The organism is Rothia sp. HMSC075F09 (assembly GCF_001810515.1).
In the GTDB taxonomy this organism is placed as follows: domain Bacteria; phylum Actinomycetota; class Actinomycetes; order Actinomycetales; family Micrococcaceae; genus Rothia.
Map to the genome: position 1 here is coordinate 1 of NZ_KV801759.1, position 17,994 is coordinate 17,994.

General features: G+C 60.7%; 14 protein-coding genes. 4 read left to right on the plus strand and 10 right to left on the minus strand.

Features of this window, described 5'->3' with window-relative positions:
- Positions 1-178: 178 nt before the first annotated feature.
- The 4 genes from rsmH to dinB form a co-directional block, all read right to left on the minus strand.
- Positions 179-1,243 carry a 16S rRNA (cytosine(1402)-N(4))-methyltransferase RsmH gene (gene rsmH / locus HMPREF2749_RS00095; RefSeq protein WP_070592910.1) on the minus strand — a complete coding sequence of 355 codons (1,065 nt, stop codon included), beginning with the start codon at positions 1,241-1,243 and terminating at the stop codon, positions 179-181.
- Positions 1,244-1,347: 104 nt separating this feature from the next.
- A complete protein-coding gene (gene mraZ / locus HMPREF2749_RS00100) occupies positions 1,348-1,779 on the minus strand; it encodes a division/cell wall cluster transcriptional repressor MraZ (RefSeq protein WP_005506565.1) in 432 nt (143 codons plus the stop codon).
- A 529-nt stretch (positions 1,780-2,308) separates the two neighbouring features.
- The gene (locus tag HMPREF2749_RS00105; protein WP_049350360.1) at positions 2,309-2,710 is read right to left on the minus strand and encodes a DUF3040 domain-containing protein; all 402 of its coding nucleotides are present in this window, start codon (positions 2,708-2,710) and stop codon (positions 2,309-2,311) included.
- Positions 2,711-2,951: 241 nt separating this feature from the next.
- Positions 2,952-4,325 carry a DNA polymerase IV gene (gene dinB, locus HMPREF2749_RS00110; RefSeq protein WP_049345241.1) on the minus strand — a complete coding sequence of 458 codons (1,374 nt, stop codon included), beginning with the start codon at positions 4,323-4,325 and terminating at the stop codon, positions 2,952-2,954.
- Positions 4,326-4,510: 185 nt separating this feature from the next.
- Here dinB and HMPREF2749_RS00115 point away from each other — a divergent pair, with 185 nt between their 5' ends.
- Complete coding sequence (locus tag HMPREF2749_RS00115; RefSeq protein WP_049345242.1) at positions 4,511-5,743, plus strand: polyprenyl synthetase family protein; 1,233 nt, start codon at positions 4,511-4,513, stop codon at positions 5,741-5,743.
- 126 nt (positions 5,744-5,869) lie between these two features.
- On the opposite strand, the gene HMPREF2749_RS00120 is transcribed toward HMPREF2749_RS00115, so the two are convergent.
- Positions 5,870-6,238: an Rv2175c family DNA-binding protein gene (locus HMPREF2749_RS00120; RefSeq protein ID WP_005506572.1), complete on the minus strand. Its 369-nt coding sequence runs from the start codon at positions 6,236-6,238 to the stop codon at positions 5,870-5,872.
- A 249-nt stretch (positions 6,239-6,487) separates the two neighbouring features.
- Here HMPREF2749_RS00120 and HMPREF2749_RS00125 point away from each other — a divergent pair, with 249 nt between their 5' ends.
- On the plus strand, positions 6,488-8,182 hold the full coding sequence (locus HMPREF2749_RS00125) for a serine/threonine protein kinase (protein ID WP_246823461.1): 1,695 nt from the start codon (positions 6,488-6,490) through the stop codon (positions 8,180-8,182).
- Between the two features lie 133 nt (positions 8,183-8,315).
- On the opposite strand, the gene HMPREF2749_RS00130 is transcribed toward HMPREF2749_RS00125, so the two are convergent.
- Together HMPREF2749_RS00130 and HMPREF2749_RS00135 are read right to left on the minus strand one after the other, a co-directional pair.
- On the minus strand, positions 8,316-9,680 hold the full coding sequence (locus tag HMPREF2749_RS00130) for a class II 3-deoxy-7-phosphoheptulonate synthase (RefSeq protein ID WP_070592914.1): 1,365 nt from the start codon (positions 9,678-9,680) through the stop codon (positions 8,316-8,318).
- A gap of 351 nt (positions 9,681-10,031) precedes the next feature.
- The gene (locus HMPREF2749_RS00135; protein WP_070592916.1) at positions 10,032-10,781 is read right to left on the minus strand and encodes a lysophospholipid acyltransferase family protein; all 750 of its coding nucleotides are present in this window, start codon (positions 10,779-10,781) and stop codon (positions 10,032-10,034) included.
- A gap of 226 nt (positions 10,782-11,007) precedes the next feature.
- Here HMPREF2749_RS00135 and HMPREF2749_RS00140 point away from each other — a divergent pair, with 226 nt between their 5' ends.
- Together HMPREF2749_RS00140 and HMPREF2749_RS00145 are read left to right on the plus strand one after the other, a co-directional pair.
- A complete protein-coding gene (locus HMPREF2749_RS00140; RefSeq protein WP_070592918.1) occupies positions 11,008-11,874 on the plus strand; it encodes an alpha/beta hydrolase in 867 nt (288 codons plus the stop codon).
- Between the two features lie 151 nt (positions 11,875-12,025).
- Positions 12,026-14,194 carry an AMP-dependent synthetase/ligase gene (locus tag HMPREF2749_RS00145; RefSeq protein ID WP_049340757.1) on the plus strand — a complete coding sequence of 723 codons (2,169 nt, stop codon included), beginning with the start codon at positions 12,026-12,028 and terminating at the stop codon, positions 14,192-14,194.
- Positions 14,195-14,321: 127 nt separating this feature from the next.
- Here HMPREF2749_RS00145 and HMPREF2749_RS00150 read toward each other — a convergent pair whose 3' ends face one another.
- From HMPREF2749_RS00150 to HMPREF2749_RS00160, 3 genes are all read right to left on the minus strand, one after another.
- Positions 14,322-15,779, minus strand: coding sequence for a mycothione reductase (locus tag HMPREF2749_RS00150; RefSeq protein WP_049340759.1), 1,458 nt, complete (start codon positions 15,777-15,779; stop codon positions 14,322-14,324).
- 286 nt (positions 15,780-16,065) lie between these two features.
- On the minus strand, positions 16,066-16,878 hold the full coding sequence (locus tag HMPREF2749_RS00155; protein WP_049340760.1) for a ParA family protein: 813 nt from the start codon (positions 16,876-16,878) through the stop codon (positions 16,066-16,068).
- A 204-nt stretch (positions 16,879-17,082) separates the two neighbouring features.
- Positions 17,083-17,730, minus strand: coding sequence for a MerR family transcriptional regulator (locus HMPREF2749_RS00160; protein WP_070592920.1), 648 nt, complete (start codon positions 17,728-17,730; stop codon positions 17,083-17,085).
- Between the last annotated feature and the right edge of the window lie 264 nt (positions 17,731-17,994).

Consider the following 17,994-nt stretch of genomic DNA (forward strand, 5'->3'; position numbering starts at 1 on the left):
CTCGCCCCGGTAGAGCCGCCGGTAGAGCCAGTAGAGGATGCGCGGGTAGAGCCAACGGCGCCGGGGGTGCCGGCGGCAGGGCGCGAGGAACCGGCGCGTCGACTCCGCGGGGCGCCCTGGGTGCGGGTGGGGCGCTGGGATGCGTGCTGGGTGCTCACTCTTCTTCGCTTTCTGTCTTCTACTTGGCGGGGATGCGGATCTTCTCGGCGGCGCGCAGCTTGGCGCTGGCGGCGCGGGAGTTCTGTTCGATTTCCTCGTCGGTAGGCGGTTCGGCGCCGCGGGTAATGAATTTGACGGTGGGCTTGTGTTCTTCAAGCTCTACCGGGAAGCCCTTGGGTGCCTTGGAGGTTGCCTCCGCGGTCAGTGCTCTCTTGACGATTTTGTCTTCGAGGCTGTGGTAGCTCATGGCGACGAATCGACCACCGAGGTTGAGCGCCTCCAGGGCTGCCGGTACGGCGCGTTCGAGGGCTTCAAGCTCGTGGTTCACTTCGATGCGCAACGCCTGGAAGGTGCGCTTGGCGGGGTGGCCGCCGGTGCGCTGCGCGGCGACGGGCACAGCCTTCTGAATAATGCGTACGAGCTCACCGGTGGTTTCCAGGGGCGCGTTGGCGCGGGCGGTGCAGATGGCGCGGGCGATACGCGATGCGAACTTCTCTTCGCCCCAGTTGCGGATAATGCGGCGCAGCTGGTCTTCGCTGTATTCGTTGACAACAATACGGGCGGTGAGCTCATCTTCGGAGTTCATGCGCATGTCCAGGGGCGCGTCGTAGGAGTAGGCGAAGCCTCGGGTGCGTTCGTCCAGCTGCATGGAGGAGACGCCCAGGTCCATCAGGATGCCGTCGATGCCCTGCACGCCGGCGGTTTCCATGGCGCGGTCAATTTCGTCGTAGACGGCGTGGACGGGTACGAAGCGGTCACCGAAGCGTGCCAGGCGTTCGCCGGCAATGGCGTGCGCCTGCAGGTCGCGGTCAATACCGATGAGTACAAGGTTTTCGAAGCGTTCGAGCAGCGCCTCGGAGTGGCCACCCATACCGAGGGTGCCATCAATAACGTAGGCGGTGCCGCGCTCCTCAACGGCGCGTTCAATGCCGGGTGCCAGCAGGTTAATGCAGCGGTCCAGCATGACGGGCACGTGGCGTTCGCTGGCTTCACGCTGGGAGAGGTTCTCAATGGATGCGCCGGTGACCTTGGCGGCAGCGCCGGATGCGGTCGTACCGGTTTCGGGGGCGTGGTCTACGCTCATGGGTGCTCCTGTGAGAGTTTGTCCTGCGGGAAAGCTTACGGAAGAGTGGTGCGGTAGTGGTAGAGAGATGCCGGGCGGTAGCCATCGCACCGGCGGGGTGCCGACTAGAGTAGCGGGCTGAACGGGTCCTCGTCGAGGGCAGCGAATTCAGCTTCGGTGCGGGCGAGGTATTCCTCCCAGGCGGCTGCATCCCAGATTTCTGCGCGGGTACCGGATCCGATGACGACGAGGTTGTCGGTCAGTCCTGCGTATTGGCGCAGTATCGGCGGGATGGTGATGCGTCCCTGCTTGTCGGGCAGTTCGTCTGAGGCTCCTGAGAGGAAGACTCGCAGGAAGTCTCGGGCGGCTCGTCCGGGCAGGGGCGCGGTGCGCATCCGTTCGTGGATGCGTTCAAATTCTGCGGCGGGGAAAACGTACAGGCATCGTTCTTGACCGCGGGTCAGAACGAGGCCTGCTGAGAGTTCCTCACGGAATTTGGCGGGAAGGATGATGCGTCCTTTGGCGTCCATTCGTGGTGAGTAGGTACCTAAGAACATTCACTTCACCTCCCCGATGTGTGCCCCTGATGTGTGCCGTTGTGCTGAAGCCTGCGGGAGCGTGGTTGCTCCACACATCCTGTAGGTGCCGGTGGCGGGGTGTGCCGGGCCGACGCCTCCGCCGTCTGTTTGAGGGCACGGCGATAGGACTGACTTTCAGCTTTCCCCTCCACTTTACCCCACTTTCCACCACCTACCCCACCCGGCAGAGTATCTTTTAGTGTTTTTATGCTCTCTTCTGCATTTTTAACGCTGCCGCACAGCTTCTACACAGCTTCGGGCGTATTCCCGCTCAGTGTGCAACCCTCAGATTGCCTGCTTCGAGGGGGCTCAGGTCTGTTCACCGTTCGGGTCTGTTCACGGTTCGGGGCACAACACCCGGCACCGGGAACTGAGTGCAGAAAATGGGCACAAGAAAGCGGAGGTAAGAGAATTCTTACCTCCGCTTAATCAGTCTTGAGTTTTGAGATGTTCGCATCGGGGGTCAGCTCTATGAGCTAAGCCGCGAAGCTTCTGCACCCTAAATGCTTTAGAGCTGGCCGTTATTACGCTCGTCCCAGCGGTTCTCCAGGCGGTTCATGAAGGAAGACTGATCCTTCTGCTCGCGCTGACGCACACGGGCTGCGCCTTCTGCCTTACCGCCGAGGAAGGAATCCACCGGGGTCTTCTTGCTGGTGGTTGCGAAGTACACGCCACCTGCAGCAAAGAGGAAGCCGAATACGCCCAGCCAAATCATATTAGATGCGACCGCACCAATAATGATGCCCAGGCCAATAAGAACGAAGAGAATACCGAGAGCCAGGTGGCGAGCGCTAAAGACCGGCGCGGTATTGCCAGTTGAGGACATGGAGGAGGCAAAGTGCGGATCCTCATTGCTCATGAGTTCTTCGAGCTGGTCCAGAACCTTCTGTTCACGCTCGGACAGTGCCATCGTTTTCTCCTTTGAGGTGTCTCTACTCAAAATGACATTCGTATCAGCAGGGTTAGCTGGTGTACCAGCTGGCGCGGTGAGCGCATCTTCCCGTCGTATGCTTCCCATCGTACCCCGCCGGGTGGGGTTGGCGCATTCTTTTTCAGGCAGAAGTACCTCAATGTCTTCCGTGGAGGGCGCTACTCTTTCTGCGATGGTTCCTCTCGGGCTAGTTCCCTCCTTCAGCCTTTTGCGTAGTCTTTTACTCAGCCGTTTTCTCGGCCCTTTCCTCAACCTTCTGTTCCGGCACCGCCACCCCGGAGGCTGGTTTGAGGCTTTCCTGTGAGTACTTGCGATGAATCGCGTCCATGACGTGCTCCACCTCGGACCATCTACCACTCTTCACAAGGCGAGCGCCAGAACCCGAGCGAGTACCATTCCCGAAGCTTTTGCCCGCTCCCCCGCCGCCTCGTTGTGAGGAGGCGGTTTGTGAGGAGCGTGGGTTTGCCCCGCTCTCAATGGAGTCGAAGAGGGTTTGTTGCACTCCGTCTTCTGCGCGGGCGAGCTTTTCGGCACGCACCCCGATGAGTCGCAGGGCGCGGGGTACCATCTGCCCTACCACGATTTCATCTGCTCGCAGGGCTTCCAGAGCCAGGGAGGCAATCTGCATACCGGAGTCCACAGGCACGTTTAGGGGGATAGCGCGGGTGTGCGTTTCGAAGGTGCTGTAGCGGATTTTGAGGCTGATCCCGCCGGCAAGTTTCCCCGCGGATCGCAGGCGCTTTCCCAGCTTGAGACTCAGCTCCCGAATAGCAGCGCTCACCTCCTGGACATCGGTCGTATCCGTCTCGAAGGTGTGCTCGCCACCCATGCTTTTCTCTTCGCGCTCGGTGATCACGGGGCGTTCGTCAATGCCGCGCGCCATGGCCCAGAGGTGCTCGCCCTGGGCAGTGCTGAAGCGTTCTTTGAGCCAATCCAGGCTCATGGACCTCATCTGGGCGATGGTGTGGATACCGTATCGGGAGAGCTGCTCGGTACTTTTCGCACCCACTCCCCACAGGTCGGAAACTTTTCTCGGGTCAAGAAATTCTTGAACGCGCTCGGGTGGAATGACCCACAGCCCGTTGGGTTTACTACCGGTCGACGCCATTTTTGCGAGTAGTTTATTGGGCGCCACCCCCGCGGAGGAGGGCAGGGAGAGCTCCTGCGCGATGCGGTCGCGAGCGCGCTGCGCCAGGGCGACGGGGTCTTGGCCGTGCAGGTAAGCGCCGGTGAGGTCTACGAAGGCTTCATCCACGCTGACCTGCTCCACGTAAGGGCTCAGGTCGTGAAGGATTGCCATGACGGCGCGCGAGTAGTGCCGATAGTCGCCGCGCAGCGGCAGGACGGTGGCGTTGGGGCTGAGGTTCCGGGCGCGGCTGAGCGGCATTCCGGAGCGCACTCCGTGGGCGCGCGCCTCGTAGGAGGCGGAGCATACGACCGAGCGGGGGCCCAGGGGCGCCACGATAATGGGTTCGCCGCGCAGAGCGGGGTTTTCGAGGAGTTCGACGTTGACGAAGAAGGCATCCATGTCCAGGTGCATAATGACGCGGCCGTTCCTTGCGCCGCCGTTCTTGCCGGTTCGCGTCTGCCCCATGTCGCCTCCTCTCATAGCTTCTACGCCCACCTACCGAAAATATAGCACATTTCTACGAACAATAGGGGTAATATATCGTAAACGTGTTCGCAAATGCGTTCTCTTGGGCTTTTCTCCACTAAGCTAGAAGAAGTGCACACCGCACAACACATGGACCGTACATAGCGACCATCAGCGAGGATAGTATGACTCCCCCTTCTCCTTCCGGAGCACCCACTCCCCAGGCGACCGAGAGCCTCACCGTAGCGGCACCGAATATCCCGGCGGATTCTGCGCACCTCGCCGAGCGTATTGCTGAAGAGCAGCAAGCCTACCTGCACGCTTTTGACACTCTCATGGCTGAGTTTTTTACCCGCCAGCGCGAGCTGCTCGAGGGCATTTCTTCTGAGACTCTACCCTTGCTGGAGGCTATCGAGTCCCTCTCCACCGGCGGCAAGCGCCTGCGCGCCCTGCTGAGCTACTGGGGTTGGCGCGGTGCTGGCGGTGCACCCGTAACCGAGAACCGCGCATCCTGGTCTATTGTGAAGGCCGGCATGGCGGTGGAGCTGTTCCAGACCTCCGCACTGATTCACGACGACATTATCGACCGCTCCGATACCCGCCGCGGCGCTCCCTCCGTGCACAAGCGTTTCGAGGCAGCGCACGAGCAGAATAGTTGGCGCGGTGATGCTTTCAACTACGGTCTGACCGGCGGTATTCTTGCTGGAGATCTGACCCTGGCGTGGTCTGCCGAGGTTTTCGCGTCCCTGGGTGAGGGAGCGATTTATGGCGCCCCTGCGCGCACTGTTTTTGACCGGATGCGCACCGAGGTTCTGGCGGGTCAGTATCTGGACGTCTACTCCGAGGTTCTCGAAACCGAGGACGCTCAGGCGGCTCTGCAGCGTGCCCTGAACGTGATTCGTTTCAAGTCCGCCAAGTACTCGTGCGAGCACCCCTTCACGATTGGTGGTGCTCTGGCTCTGCAGGCTGCCGCGCTGGAGAGCGGTGCCGGTGCCGTGAGCGAGCAGCACCCGGTACTTGCCGGTTACCGCGCGTTCGGCCTGCCGCTGGGTGAGGGTTTCCAGCTGCGTGATGACGAGCTGGGTGTCTTCGGCCAGCCCGAGGTGACCGGTAAGCCCGCTGGCGATGACCTGCGTGAGGGTAAGCGTACCGTGCTGGTGGCGCTCACCTCCGCTGTCCTGAACGAGAAGGACGCGGCGCTTCTGCACAATAGCTTGGGCGACCCCGAGCTGAGCGATGAGCAGGTGGAACGCATCCGCGAGCTGATGGTTTCTTCGGGCGCTTTCGCCAAGCATGAGCAGCTGATTGAGCAGAAGTCTCAGGCTGTGTTTGAGGCGCTGGAGGCAATGAACCTGGACGAGCTGACGCATGCGGCACTGACCGATATCGTGGGTCGTGCACTGCGACGCAAGGCATAGATGCGCTACGTCGCAAGGCGTAGAGATTCAACGCAGTTAGAACGTTAAATAGGTTGAGGCGGCATACCGAAGTATGCCGCCTCAACCTATTTAGCTATAGTACTGAGCCGCTATTACCAAGCCAGATTACCAAGCCAGTGCCTGCGCACGGCGACGAATCTCAGTCTTACGACCGTCAATCAGTGCGTCGATGGGACGGCCGGGCAGGGACTCGTCGCTGGTGTACAGCCACACGATAGCTTCTTCATCGCTAAAGCCGGAATCCTTCAGGACAGCGAGGGTGCCCTTGAGGGATTCGAGTACTCGCGAACCGTTCATGAACAGTGCGGGTACCTTGCGCACGTTGGTTTCCGGGTCGCGCAGAGCGATGAGCGTACCGTCAGAAATCAGGTTGTGAACGCGGGTCACCTTCAGGTCGAGTGCCTGCGCAATTTCGGGGATAGTTACCCAATCGCCGACGAGGGCGAAGGTCTGAGCAATATTTTCGTTAGTCACCTTTTAAGAGTGCCAGAGCTGGCACGTATTTACCACTTTTGACCCGCATCTGGAGCGGGAGCTCTCCTGCGCACCTTTCCTTTTTTCGCGTTGCCGGCGGTTCTTAGGTTGGGTTCGGACCCGTCGGTGCTTCTTAAGAATTCGCTGAGTGTTCACCTGCCCGGCGCCCTCTAGTATCGCTTCTGCCCAGGTGGGCGGGCTAAAATGTTGAGACGTATGAATACTCCCAGCCCACGCCGGATTTCTCCTGTGACCCCTCGTTCTTCTGCAAATACTTCTGTTCCTCCCGCCACTCGCCCCGCTGCCCCGGATACCGCTATCGGTTCTTCGCAGTGGCTCAGTGGCGCCATTATTGAGGGTCATTACCAGGTGGGTTCGCTCATTGGCCGCGGCGGCATGAGCGAGGTCTATTATGCGCTGGACCTGTGGTCGAATAACCCGGTCGCGCTCAAGGTCCTCTCCCCCACCCTGGCGAAGGATGCGGCGAACCGCCAGAAATTCCACCGTGAAGAGCGTTCGATGCGCCAGGTGGGCGGCGGCGGGCATACGGTGGGTGTGATTTCTTCGGGTACCGAATATTTTTCGGGCGAGATGGTCATGTACATCGTCTTGGAGTATGTGCACGGTTGCACCCTGAGCCAGCTGTTGCGTGTGCGTAATGCCCTGTCCCTGGGTGAGGCTCTGGATATTCTCATTCCGGTGGTGGAGGCGCTCTCGGAGGTGCACGCGAACCGCTACCTGCACGGCGATATTAAGCCGGGCAATATTCTTCTCGACGCTAACGGTCAGGTGAAGCTCACGGACTTTGGTCTTTCCCGCCGTGACGATCAGGTGGATGCGGGCGCACCCATGGGCACCCCCGCCTACGTTGCGCCGGAGGTCCTGGATCCAAAGGTGAAGGTCGGCGCGCAGGCTGATATTTTTGCGCTCGGTGTGATGATGTACCGCATGCTTTCGGGTCGTCTGCCCTTTGTGGGTTTGGAAAATGACCAGCAGGTGCTCTACCACAACGCCAACATTGAGATGCCCGCCCTGACCGATGTGGCGCCGGGTGCGGACCGCGATATTGCGGGGCTGATTTCGTGGTGTACCCGCAAGCAGCCTCACGCCCGTCCCGAGGATGCGACCGAGCTGTTCACTGCCCTGCTGGAGATTTCTGAGTCACTGGGTGAGTCCGAGCGTGCTTGGCGTGCCCCCTCGTGCCCGGAGCCGGAGCTTCCCCTCTGGGAGGCTGTTGCCGATATTGCGGAGCGTAGCGGTGCCGCGCAGATGGTGCGTAACACCCCGATTAGTGCGTTTAGCGATGCCCGCGATCTGCTGGTCTACGATGTCTACTCCCCCGACAGCCTCGTGTACGACGCTTCGGCGGCTGGTCAGGGTGTGCACCTTGCCGACGTTGACGCTGAGGACTCGGTGCTGAACCGCCAGGGTATTCCGCCTCTGGTGAGTTCTGCCTCCGATAATGACGATTCTGACACTGATCAGGAGAAGGAAGGCTCAAAGGGCAAATCCGGCAAGCATGGTCTGGGTTCGTTCATGGGCCGCCGTACCGCCGCGGCGAAGGGCCCGCTGACTCAGTCCGTTGGTATTGGTCCGCAGACGGAGCAGGAGTTCATCTCAGCTAACGGCGAGTACGCCCCGATTCAGGCGGAACGTTCGTTGAGTCCCTCGGGTTCGCGCCGTTCAAAGGCTAAGGTTGCGGCGAGCGCTTCTGAGGCTGAGGAATCTACGGGTATTTCTGATGATTCCGTTCAGTCTTCGAAGAAGGATCCTCGCCTGCCGGCTAAGCAGTTTAGGACTCCGCCTTCCGGTATGGCGGTGGGCGGTTGGGCTCTGGCGTTGATTCTGATGGGTATGGGCGCGAGCTTTACCGGCTGGTGGCTTGCTACTTCGCTGGTGCAGTCGGCGTGGTGGCGTAATATTGAGGCGTTCCTGACCTTCTAGCGCCTGTAGCGCCGCTCTTCTGCCGCACAGGTTAAACGCAAATGCCCGGGTCTTCATCCTTGTCAGGTGAAGACCCGGGCATTATCGTGTCTGCTACTCCCCACCGCCTATCGCGGCGAGGCGCATGAACGTTTTATGCGCGGTTCTTGAGGTACTCGGAGACCAGGAACGCGATTTCCAAGGACTGCGAGTGGTTCAGACGCGGGTCGCACAGGGACTCGTAGCGGTCAGCCAGTGCTGCCTCGTCGATAGCATCGGAGCCGCCCAGGCATTCGGTCACGTCGTCGCCGGTCATCTCCACGTGGATACCGCCGGGGAACGAGCCCAGTGCCTCGTGCACCTCGAAGAAGCCGCGAACCTCGTCGAGCACGTCGTCAAAGCGGCGGGTCTTGTAGCCGGAGGGCACGGAAATGGTGTTGCCGTGCATCGGGTCGGTGACCCAGACGACCTTCGCACCTTCAGCCTGCACGCCCTCAACGATTGCGGGCAGCTTCTCGCGGATGTTCTTCGCACCCATGCGGGTGATGAAGGTCAGGCGGCCGGGCTCGCGGTTCGGGTCGAGCTTGTCGATCAGTGCGAGTGCATCCTCAGTAGTGGTGGTCGGGCCCAGCTTCACGCCGATGGGGTTGCGGACCTTGGAGAGGAAGTCTACGTGTGCATCGTCGATGCCGCGGGTGCGCTCACCAATCCACAGGAAGTGTGCGGAGGTGTCGTAGGGCAGGTGGGTACGCGAGTCGATGCGGGTCAGGGCACGCTCGTAGTCCATTACCAGTGCTTCGTGGCCGACGTACATGTCGGTGGTCTTGAGGGCTTCAAAGTTCACGCCGCATGCTTCCATGAACTTGAGGGCGCGGCCGATTTCGTTGGCGGTCTTCTCGTAGCGCTCATGCGCGGGGTTGGAGGTGAAGCCGCGGTTCCACTGGTGCACGGCGCGCAGGTCTGCGAAGCCGCCCTTGGTGAAGGCACGGATCAGGTTCAGGGTGGAGGCACTGGTGTGGTAGCCCTGCAGCATGCGCTTGGGGTCGTGTACGCGGGCTTCGGGGGTGAAGTCGAAACCGTTGACGGTCTCGCCGCGGAAGGAGGGCAGGGTGACGTCGCCGCGGGTTTCCATGTCTGCGGAGCGCGGCTTGGAGAACTGACCCGCCATGCGGCCCATCTTCACCACGGGCATGGAGGCGCCGTAGGTGAGCACTGCAGACATCTGCAGGATGGTCTTGACGCGGCCGGAGATTTTGTCGGCGGTTGCACCCGCGAAGGTTTCTGCACAGTCGCCGCCCTGCAGGAGGAATGCGCGGCCTTCAGCAACCTCACCGAGTGCCTGGCGCATGGCGTCGACCTCACCGGCGAAGACGAGCGGCGGTACCGAGTTCAGCTCGGCGATGGTGCTCTCAAAATCTTCGTGCTCGCTCCAGGTGGGCTGCTGGTCAATGTGCAGCTCGCGCCAGGTGTCCAGGCCGTGGTCGGGGGCCTGCGAGGTGCTGAGGTTTTGATTGCTCATCTTCACTCCATCGGGATGGTCTTGTGCGTTTTCTGGTTCAGCCGCGTTTCGGGTGCTCGGCGCGCCCTGTGCGGCGTGCTGGCTTGCGATTCTTCAGGCCGAATAGACCTAATTGTACTCTTGCTTGCTTCAACACCTAACCCTGCAGTCAGGTACATCTCACATGTTTAGATAGCGCCACCCGGTGTCGGCGCCACCCGGTGTCGGCGATACGCGGGTTGATGAGCACCGTTGCAGAGCCGCATACGAAAGGGCGGGATGCGGCATGTACCGCATCCCGCCCTCTGGCGTATGTGCGCATCTGGAGTATATGCGCATCCGAGGTGTTGTCTCAGGGTGCTGTCTCAATGCCTAGTGCTGCAGGTGTGCGACTGCCTCATCAGCGCTCATGTTTTTATCAGTCATGAGCTTCTTGACGCGGTCGGCGTACACGTCCACGTATTCCTGGCCGCTGAGGGCACGGATCTCGGAGCCAATACGGTCGGCGATTTCACGCTGAACGCGGTGGCTCAGGTCTGAGCCGTCGGTGTATTCCTCGAAGGTGAGGGGCTTACCGATAATGGTACGCACCTGGATGGGCTTGCCGTCATGGCGCAGACGGATACGGTTCGAGCCGGAGGGCTGAATCAGGTCGGTACCGATCTGGCCGACGGGAACTACGGGCACGCCGGTTTCCAGGGCGAGGCGGGCAACACCAACTTTGGGGCGGTAACCTCGTCCGTCGGGGCTACGGGTACCTTCAGGGTAGATACCGATAACGCCGCCGTCCTTAAGGACCTGCGCACCGGCGTTGAGGGATTCCTGGCTCTTCTGACCGCCGGAGCGGTCCATGGGAAGCTGACCAACACCGCGGAAGAACGCCGCCATGGCGCGCCCCTTCACGCCGGGGGTAGTGAAGTAGTCGCTCTTGGCGAGGAAATTCACGGTGCGAGGCATGGCGAGAGGAATAAAAATGGAGTCGCAGAATGCCAGGTGGTTGCTGGCAACAATGTAGGGTCCCTCGGGCAGGTTTTCCAGGCCAACCACGTCGTGGTGGTACAGTCCCTGCAGCAGGGGTGAGCCAAGAACCTTGAGCGTTGAGTAGAGGGCGGTGTTAGGCATTGGGGTCTCCTCTCTGAATGTTCCCGGCTCAATTCTAGCGTGTCTGGAGAGGCGCGAGAGAACGCGCGATAATTAAAGAAAAGAGAACGATTTTTCTGCGCACCGGTGTATTGGGTGCGCTGGGGGCGATATACCAGCATCGGCGCTGTGCCCGTGGTAGCCGGTCGGGGTACGCTATAGAGCCTGCACCTGCGTTCATGTTCTCGCAGGTTAGCGAAGGAGGACCATGAGCATTTTTGATAACTCGTTGGAGCCGCTCAAGCGGATGCGCCGCAAGGCTCGCGAGCGCAGGCTTCTAGCGACCCAAAATGTTAAGGACTCCCTGGCGCGTCGCCTCGAGGGCGACCAGGAAGCATTCGATCACTCCCCCGTTTCCTTTAGTCCTAACCCTGCGCAGCATTCTGTGGGTATTTTGCTGGTGCACGGTTTTACGGGTTCGCCGCACAGTATGCGCCCGTTGGCTCAGCGTTTCATGAAGCTTGGTTATGCGGTAGAGATGCCGTTGCTGACCGGTCACGGTACTCATTGGAAAGATTTGCGCGATAGCACCTATGAGCAGTGGCTGGCTTCTGCCGAGCAGGGGTACCGCCGCCTGACCGATCAGGGTCTGCGTGTGGTGGTCATTGGTATGTCGATGGGCGGCACGGTGGCGACCCATCTGTCGGCGCGCCTGCCGGTGGCGGGTACGGTGCTGATTAACCCCTATATGGTGGATGTGAACCCGATGATGCGCCACGCCGGTAAGGTGTCGAAGGTTCTGCCGATGCTCAAGGCGATTGGTTCCGATATTGCGGTTCCTGGCGTGAGCGAGGGCGCGTATTCTATCGTTCCGACGGCGGCGGTGCATCAGTTACATCTTTTGGGCGCTGAGACGCGTGCACTGATTCCGCAGTTGAAGGCGCCGGTTCTGTACGCGCGTTCACTGGGCGATCATACTGTGTCGGATAGCTCCCACAAATATTTTCTCGAACATTGTTCAGTTCCTGTAGAATTTAGGTGGCTGACCCGCAGCTACCATGTGGCAACGCTCGACTACGACGCCGAGTATCTTTTCTCTACTGTTCAAGCTTTTGTCGCATCCCTAAACCACTAAATTCTGACAGTTCCGCCCGCTGCACACCGGCGAATGCATCACCCGCCGCGGCGAGCAGAACAACCAGAAAGCCATCACGGCACCTCGAGCATTCGAGGACAGCCCGCGGCCCGGACCGCCCGAGCTTACGCCCTGATTCGAAAGGCGCATTATGAAAGTCTTCTCCACTCCCGCTGAGGTTCTTGTCGACCCCTCACTGAACCTGACAAGCATTGTTGAGCGTCACCGAGCCGACAGCTCCAACCCGGTGCTGTACCGTCGCCAGATGTCTCCGGGTAACTGGCAGCCGATTCGCGCCCAGCAGTTCCACCAGATGGTAACCGACCTAGCTAAGGGCATGATTGCTGCGGGCATCCGCCCGGGTGACCGTGTGGGCATTATGAGCCGCACCCGCTTCGAGTGGACCGTCATTGACTTCGCGATTTGGTACGCGGGCGCCATCTCCGTGCCGGTGTACGAGACCAACGCACCCGCACAGGCGGCGTGGGCGCTCGCCCACTCGGAGGCTACCGCCATCTTCGTTGAGGATGAGAAGCTTCTGGCGCGCATCGCGGAGGCTGAGGAATTCGCCTCCACGACCCAGGAGCCCATGCAGTTGAAGCACCGCTGGGTCATTGAGAACGGTGACCTCGATACCCTGAGCACTCGCGCCTCCGAGGTAAGCGATGAGCGGCTGGAGCAGGTACGTTCCGCAGCCGGTTGTGACGACCTCGCGACCATTGTGTACACCTCCGGCACGACCGGCCGCCCCAAGGGTTGCCCGCTCACCCACGGCAATTTCCTGAACCTGAGCGCCAACACGCGCTTCGTGGAAAGCGAAATTGCGAACCCCCGCAACTCGTCGATTCTCTTCCTGCCGCTGGCCCACGTGCTGGCTCGCCTGATTCAGGTGCTGGCCCTGGACGCCGGTGTGGTTATCGGCCACTCCCCGAACATTAAGAACCTCGCGGCCGACCTTGATAGCTTCAAGCCGACCATGCTGCTGGTGGTCCCCCGAGTCTTCGAGAAGGTGTATGAGGGGGCCAAGGCCAAGGCAGAGAAGGGCGGTTCTCTCAACAAAGCTCTTTTCGACCGCTCGGTGGACATCGCGATTGCCTGGTCGAAGGCGAAGGTCACCGGACATGTATCTTTCAAGCTCGCGGCGCAGTACGCCCTGTACGACCGTCTCGTGTACTCCAAGCTGCGTGCGGCTCTGGGCGGGCAGCTACACTACGCGGTCTCCGGAGGCGGCCCGCTGGGCGAGCGCCTCGCGCACTTCTTCCACGCGGTGGGCGTGCAGGTCATCGAGGGCTACGGCCTGACTGAGACCTGCGCTCCCATCGCGGCCGGGCGTATCACCCCGTATCAGATCGGTAGGATTGGCCCGCTTCTTCCAGGTGCCGAGGGCACCATCGCCGAGGACGGCGAGCTACTGGTGCGCGGTGTGGGCGTCATGAAGGGGTACTACAAGAACCCCGAGGAGGACGCCCAGGCGTTCACCGAGGACGGCTGGCTCCGTACCGGCGACCTGGCCGAGTTCGACGAGGCCGGGTTGCTGAAGATTGTGGGACGCAAGAAGGAAATCATCGTCACCGCCGGCGGCAAGAACGTCATTCCGGGCATTGCGGAGAACCATCTGCGTACCTCTCCCCTGGTCTCCCAGGCCATGCTGGTGGGGGATGAGAAGCCCTTCATCGCGGCCCTCGTGACCCTGGATCCGGATACCCTGCCCGAGCAGCTCGAGCACCTGGGGCTGCCGCGCTCACTGTCCATCCCGGAGGCGGCCGTGCATCCGGCGGTACGCGCCGCCGTGCAGCGAATTGTGGACGAGGCGAATCAGCTGGTCTCGCGCGCCGAGGGTATCCGCGAGTTCCGCATCATGAACCGCGATCTGACCGAGGAGGACGGCTATCTGACCCCCTCGCACAAGATTCGCCGCGCGAAGGTGCTGCAGGATTTCTCCTCCTACGTGGACGAAATGTACGGCAAGGTTTCTGATAGCACGTCGGATTCTTTGGCTCGTCTGCAGGAGTACGCGGCGGAGCAGTCTGAGAAGTTCGCTGAACTGCGTGAGCAGGCTGCCGAGCGTCTGCACGAGTATGCGGACCACCAGGCGGAGCGTCTTGCCGAGCTGCGCGAGCAGGCGGCTGAGAAGTTTGAGGAGCTGCGTGAGCAGACCGCCGAAATGATGCAGAAGCCTCAGGAAGAGAAGGTTGAGGCTAAGGACGACGCTAAGAAGTCCGATAAGTCTGAGAAGGCTGAGGATTCTTCCGCTGAAGCTCCGGCTGAAAAGACAGAAGCTAAGAAGGCTGAGAAGAAGTCTGAAAGCGACAACGCCTAACCGGCTCTAGCTACCGAAACGAGAGGAGGGGGTCGTACCGCTGTGGTACGACCCCCTCCTCTCGTATATTGGCTCGTGTATGTTGACCGCCCATAGCATTCGGCTTCCGGGCGTTATCTAGCCGGCGTTAGTTGGCGGGCTCGTTGAATTCCAGACCGAGCAGCGCGTTCTCAACGATTTCGGTCAGTGCCGGGTGAATCCAGTACTGGCCGCGTGCGAGGGTGCGCGCATCCATGCCGAAGCTCATTGCCTGCAGGAGCGGCTGGATGAGCACGGAGGACTCTTCACCGACCAGGTGTGCACCGAGCAGCTCACCGTTGTCCTTACGGGCAATGAGCTTGCACAGGCCAATCTTGTCTTCCATTGCCCAGCCGTAGGCGGTGTCGCCAAAGTTCTGTGCCTTGACGGTAATCTCAAAGCCTTCACGTTCAGCCGCCTGGCGCGCCTGCTCTTCGGTCATGCCGACCACAGCAATCTGCGGGTTGCTGAAGACGGCAGCCGGTACGTAGCGGTGGTCGCTGGCACGCAGGTCCTCGGGGTGGCTGAGGTTGTGCTGCACAACGCGTGCCTCGTGGTTTGCCACGTGCTTGAGCTGGTAGCGGCTGGACACGTCGCCGAGGGCGTAGACGCCGGGTACGGGCGCGCCGTTGTAGAGCACGCGCTGGTACTTATCGACGCTGAGCTGGCCGCCGTCCTGCACGTCGAAGTAGTTCTTCGCGTTGAGGGTGTCGGTGTTGGGGCGACGACCGGTTGCCACGAGCACAGCGTCTGCCGGGATTTCGAGCAGTTCTTCACCGTTCTCGGTAGTGTGCTTAGCTACGACGGTCACACTGCCGTCGGCGTTCTCACGGATTTCGGAGAGGGACGCATCCTTGACGATGTTCCACTGCTTGCTTGCGGCTTCTTCGAAGCGTGCCACGACCTCTTCGTCCACGCCACGTAGCAGGCGGGAGGAGCGGTTCAGCTGGGTTACTTCGGTACCGAATGCGGAGAAAACGTGGGAGAATTCTGCCGCAATCACGCCGCCGCCGATGACGACCATACGGGCGGGCAGCTCGTCCATGCGCATGACGTTGTCATTGGTGTAGACCTTGGAGGAGTCGATACCGGGTACGGGAGGCAGCACGGCGCGTGAACCTGCCGCAACAACAATCTGGCGGCCCTGCAGGCGGGTGCCGTCGGTCAGCTCGACGGTGTGGGAGCCGACGAAGCGCGCGTACTGGTCGTAGAAGTCGACGTTGGGCAGACCGGCACGCCAGTTGCGGCCGCCTTCAACAATCTGGTCAATGCGGGAGGCAAAGATACGGTCACGAATCTGCGCCCAGTGCACGGCGTCTACGTGTGCGTCGACGCCCAGGTGCTTGACCTCGCGGGTCTTCTGCGCGATGGTCGCCGGGTAGACGTACATTTTGGTGGGGATGCAGCCAACGTTCAGGCAGGTGCCGCCGAAGATACCGCCGTCGATGAGGGCGACCTTCTTGTCGTCCCATTCGGGGCCGATGAGGGTGTTGCCGGATCCGGAGCCGATGACGATGAGGTCGTACTGTGCTACGCCGTCAATGCGTTCTACGTTCTCGATGCTCATGTGGTCCTCTCGTTGATGATGTTGAGGCTGGGCTCGTTCCCAGCGTGCCCCTCGATGGCGGGGTTATTTCTGTTACTGCCACTATAACGCGTGGAAGCTTCCGGCTATTCCCACTTCTGGTGTCAATGTTGACGGATATGCGAAAATGCGCCGTCCTAAAGAACACAGCACTGAGAACACAGCGCTGAGAACACAGCGGTTCTTTGAGAAGACGCACTCAAGCGTTGAGAACTATTCGAGCCCGCGGATTAGTGACGCGTATATGTCTGCGCTAAGAGGTCAGCGATTAGATGTCTGCCATAAGCCCAGCCAGCAGACGGGTGAAGTCAATGGCGGGATCAACCGATTCTTCGTCGGGCCAAAAATGAATCGGGTACGCCGCACCCTGGGCGCGTTGCAGCACGGGGCTTTCAGCGAGCACCGGCTCTGCGACAAGATCGCCGAAAAGGGAGCGCATTTCGTCGCGTCGGTAGCGGTGTTCGCTATCGTTGGGGCGCATCTTATTGATAACTACTCCCGCACCGTCAATGCTGATGCCGCTTTCCTGCTGAAAACGCACGATGGCGCGCAGGGTTCGTTCGGTGCCCGCTACAGAGAAAAGGGAAGGCTCAGCGACCGAGAGGATGCGCTCACTAACCGCCCAGCCCATCGAAGACAGGGTTCCGAGGAACGGCGGGCAGTCGATCAGGATGACGTCGTAGGCGTCCGCAGCCGCCTCCACCATGCGCTTGAATCGGCGGATGAACGGCGCGGCTTCCTGCCGGTCCACGAGGGTGGAACGAGCCGAACCGCGCGCCACCTTCACGCTACCGGTGGTCACGGGGTTATTGGTCAGCAGGGTGGGTTTGCCGACGAGCGAGTTCCAAGAGGAGCTACCGGCTTCCTCCGCGAAGGCACGCTCATTGGAGCTGGCAATCAGGGAGGCAACGTCGGGGATGGTTTCATCCACCGCCAGACCGGTGCTGGCGTCGCCGTGGGGGTCGAGGTCAATAACGAGTGTGGAGAGTCCGCTGTGTAAAGCTGCGGACGCGAGCCCCAAAGTGATGGACGTTTTGCCGACGCCACCTTTGAGGCTGCTGATACTGACGATGCGGGGCATGCAGGTCCCTTTTTTGAGCGAGGTGTAATGCCCCTTTATTTTAGCGAATCTTCGCTTTTCTTCTGGCTCTGACAGGGGTGTATCTTGAGTTTTTTCTCAAGTGAGCATTGAATGTTCCCTCGGGTTTAAAACTTCTGCCCGCGCTCGCCACCGGGTAGGTAGTGAGCGCGGGCAGATTCAAGATGCGTGGTTTAGGCCTGTGCTTTATGCCTGTGCGCGGCGGGCACGGCGGGCGGCGAGTTCGTCGCCTTCGAAGTTTTCGTGCATCTCTTCGCCGGGCTGGCCGTTGAGGTTCATTTCGATTTCGCGCCAGACGCGACCGATAGCGATGCCGAAGACGCCCTGACCTGCCTGAACCAGGTCAATGACCTCGCTCGGGGAGGTGCATTCGTAGACGGTGGTGCCGTCACTCATGAGGGTGATGTTCGCCAGGTCGTCAATGCCGCGGGTACGCAGATGCTCGATGGAGGTACGGATCTGCTGCAGGGACACGCCGGTGTCGAGCAGTCGCTTCACAATCTTGAGCACGAGCACGTCGCGGAAGCTATAGAGGCGCTGGGTACCGGATCCGGAGGCTCCACGCACGGTGGGTACGACCAGGTCGGTGCGTGCCCAGTAGTCGAGCTGGCGGTAGGTGATGCCGGCTGCCTTGCAGGCGATGGCGCCGCGGTAGCCGAGGTTTTCCTCGACGACAGAGACCGGGTCGGTAAAGAGTACGCCCTGTTCACCACGCGGAGGCGGCGCTACGGGGAAGAGGGTGTCGAAGCCATCCAGGGGCTGGTCGAAGCCCTGGGGTGCCTCATGGGTGCCTGCGGCCTCGCCTGCATTTTCGGCTACCTGCTGCTCTAGCACGGTCCCTCCTTTTCGTTAACCCGTTTAATGCGATTCACCGCGCCCTATCAAATGTGGTCGACTTCGTTCCGGTGTAGCCCCGATTTTCGGGGTGAGATTCTAGGGCTAGGCCTTAGAATCTGCATCTATGATTCGCGTGGCTTCCCTCTGCGAGGTTAGCTACGCGGTTTTCAATACTACACATTGGCTCGACTATTCGGTTCGTAGAACACGATTCGATAGTGCGACCGATGCGCGATAGGCGCGGTTGTTCAATCTATTTTA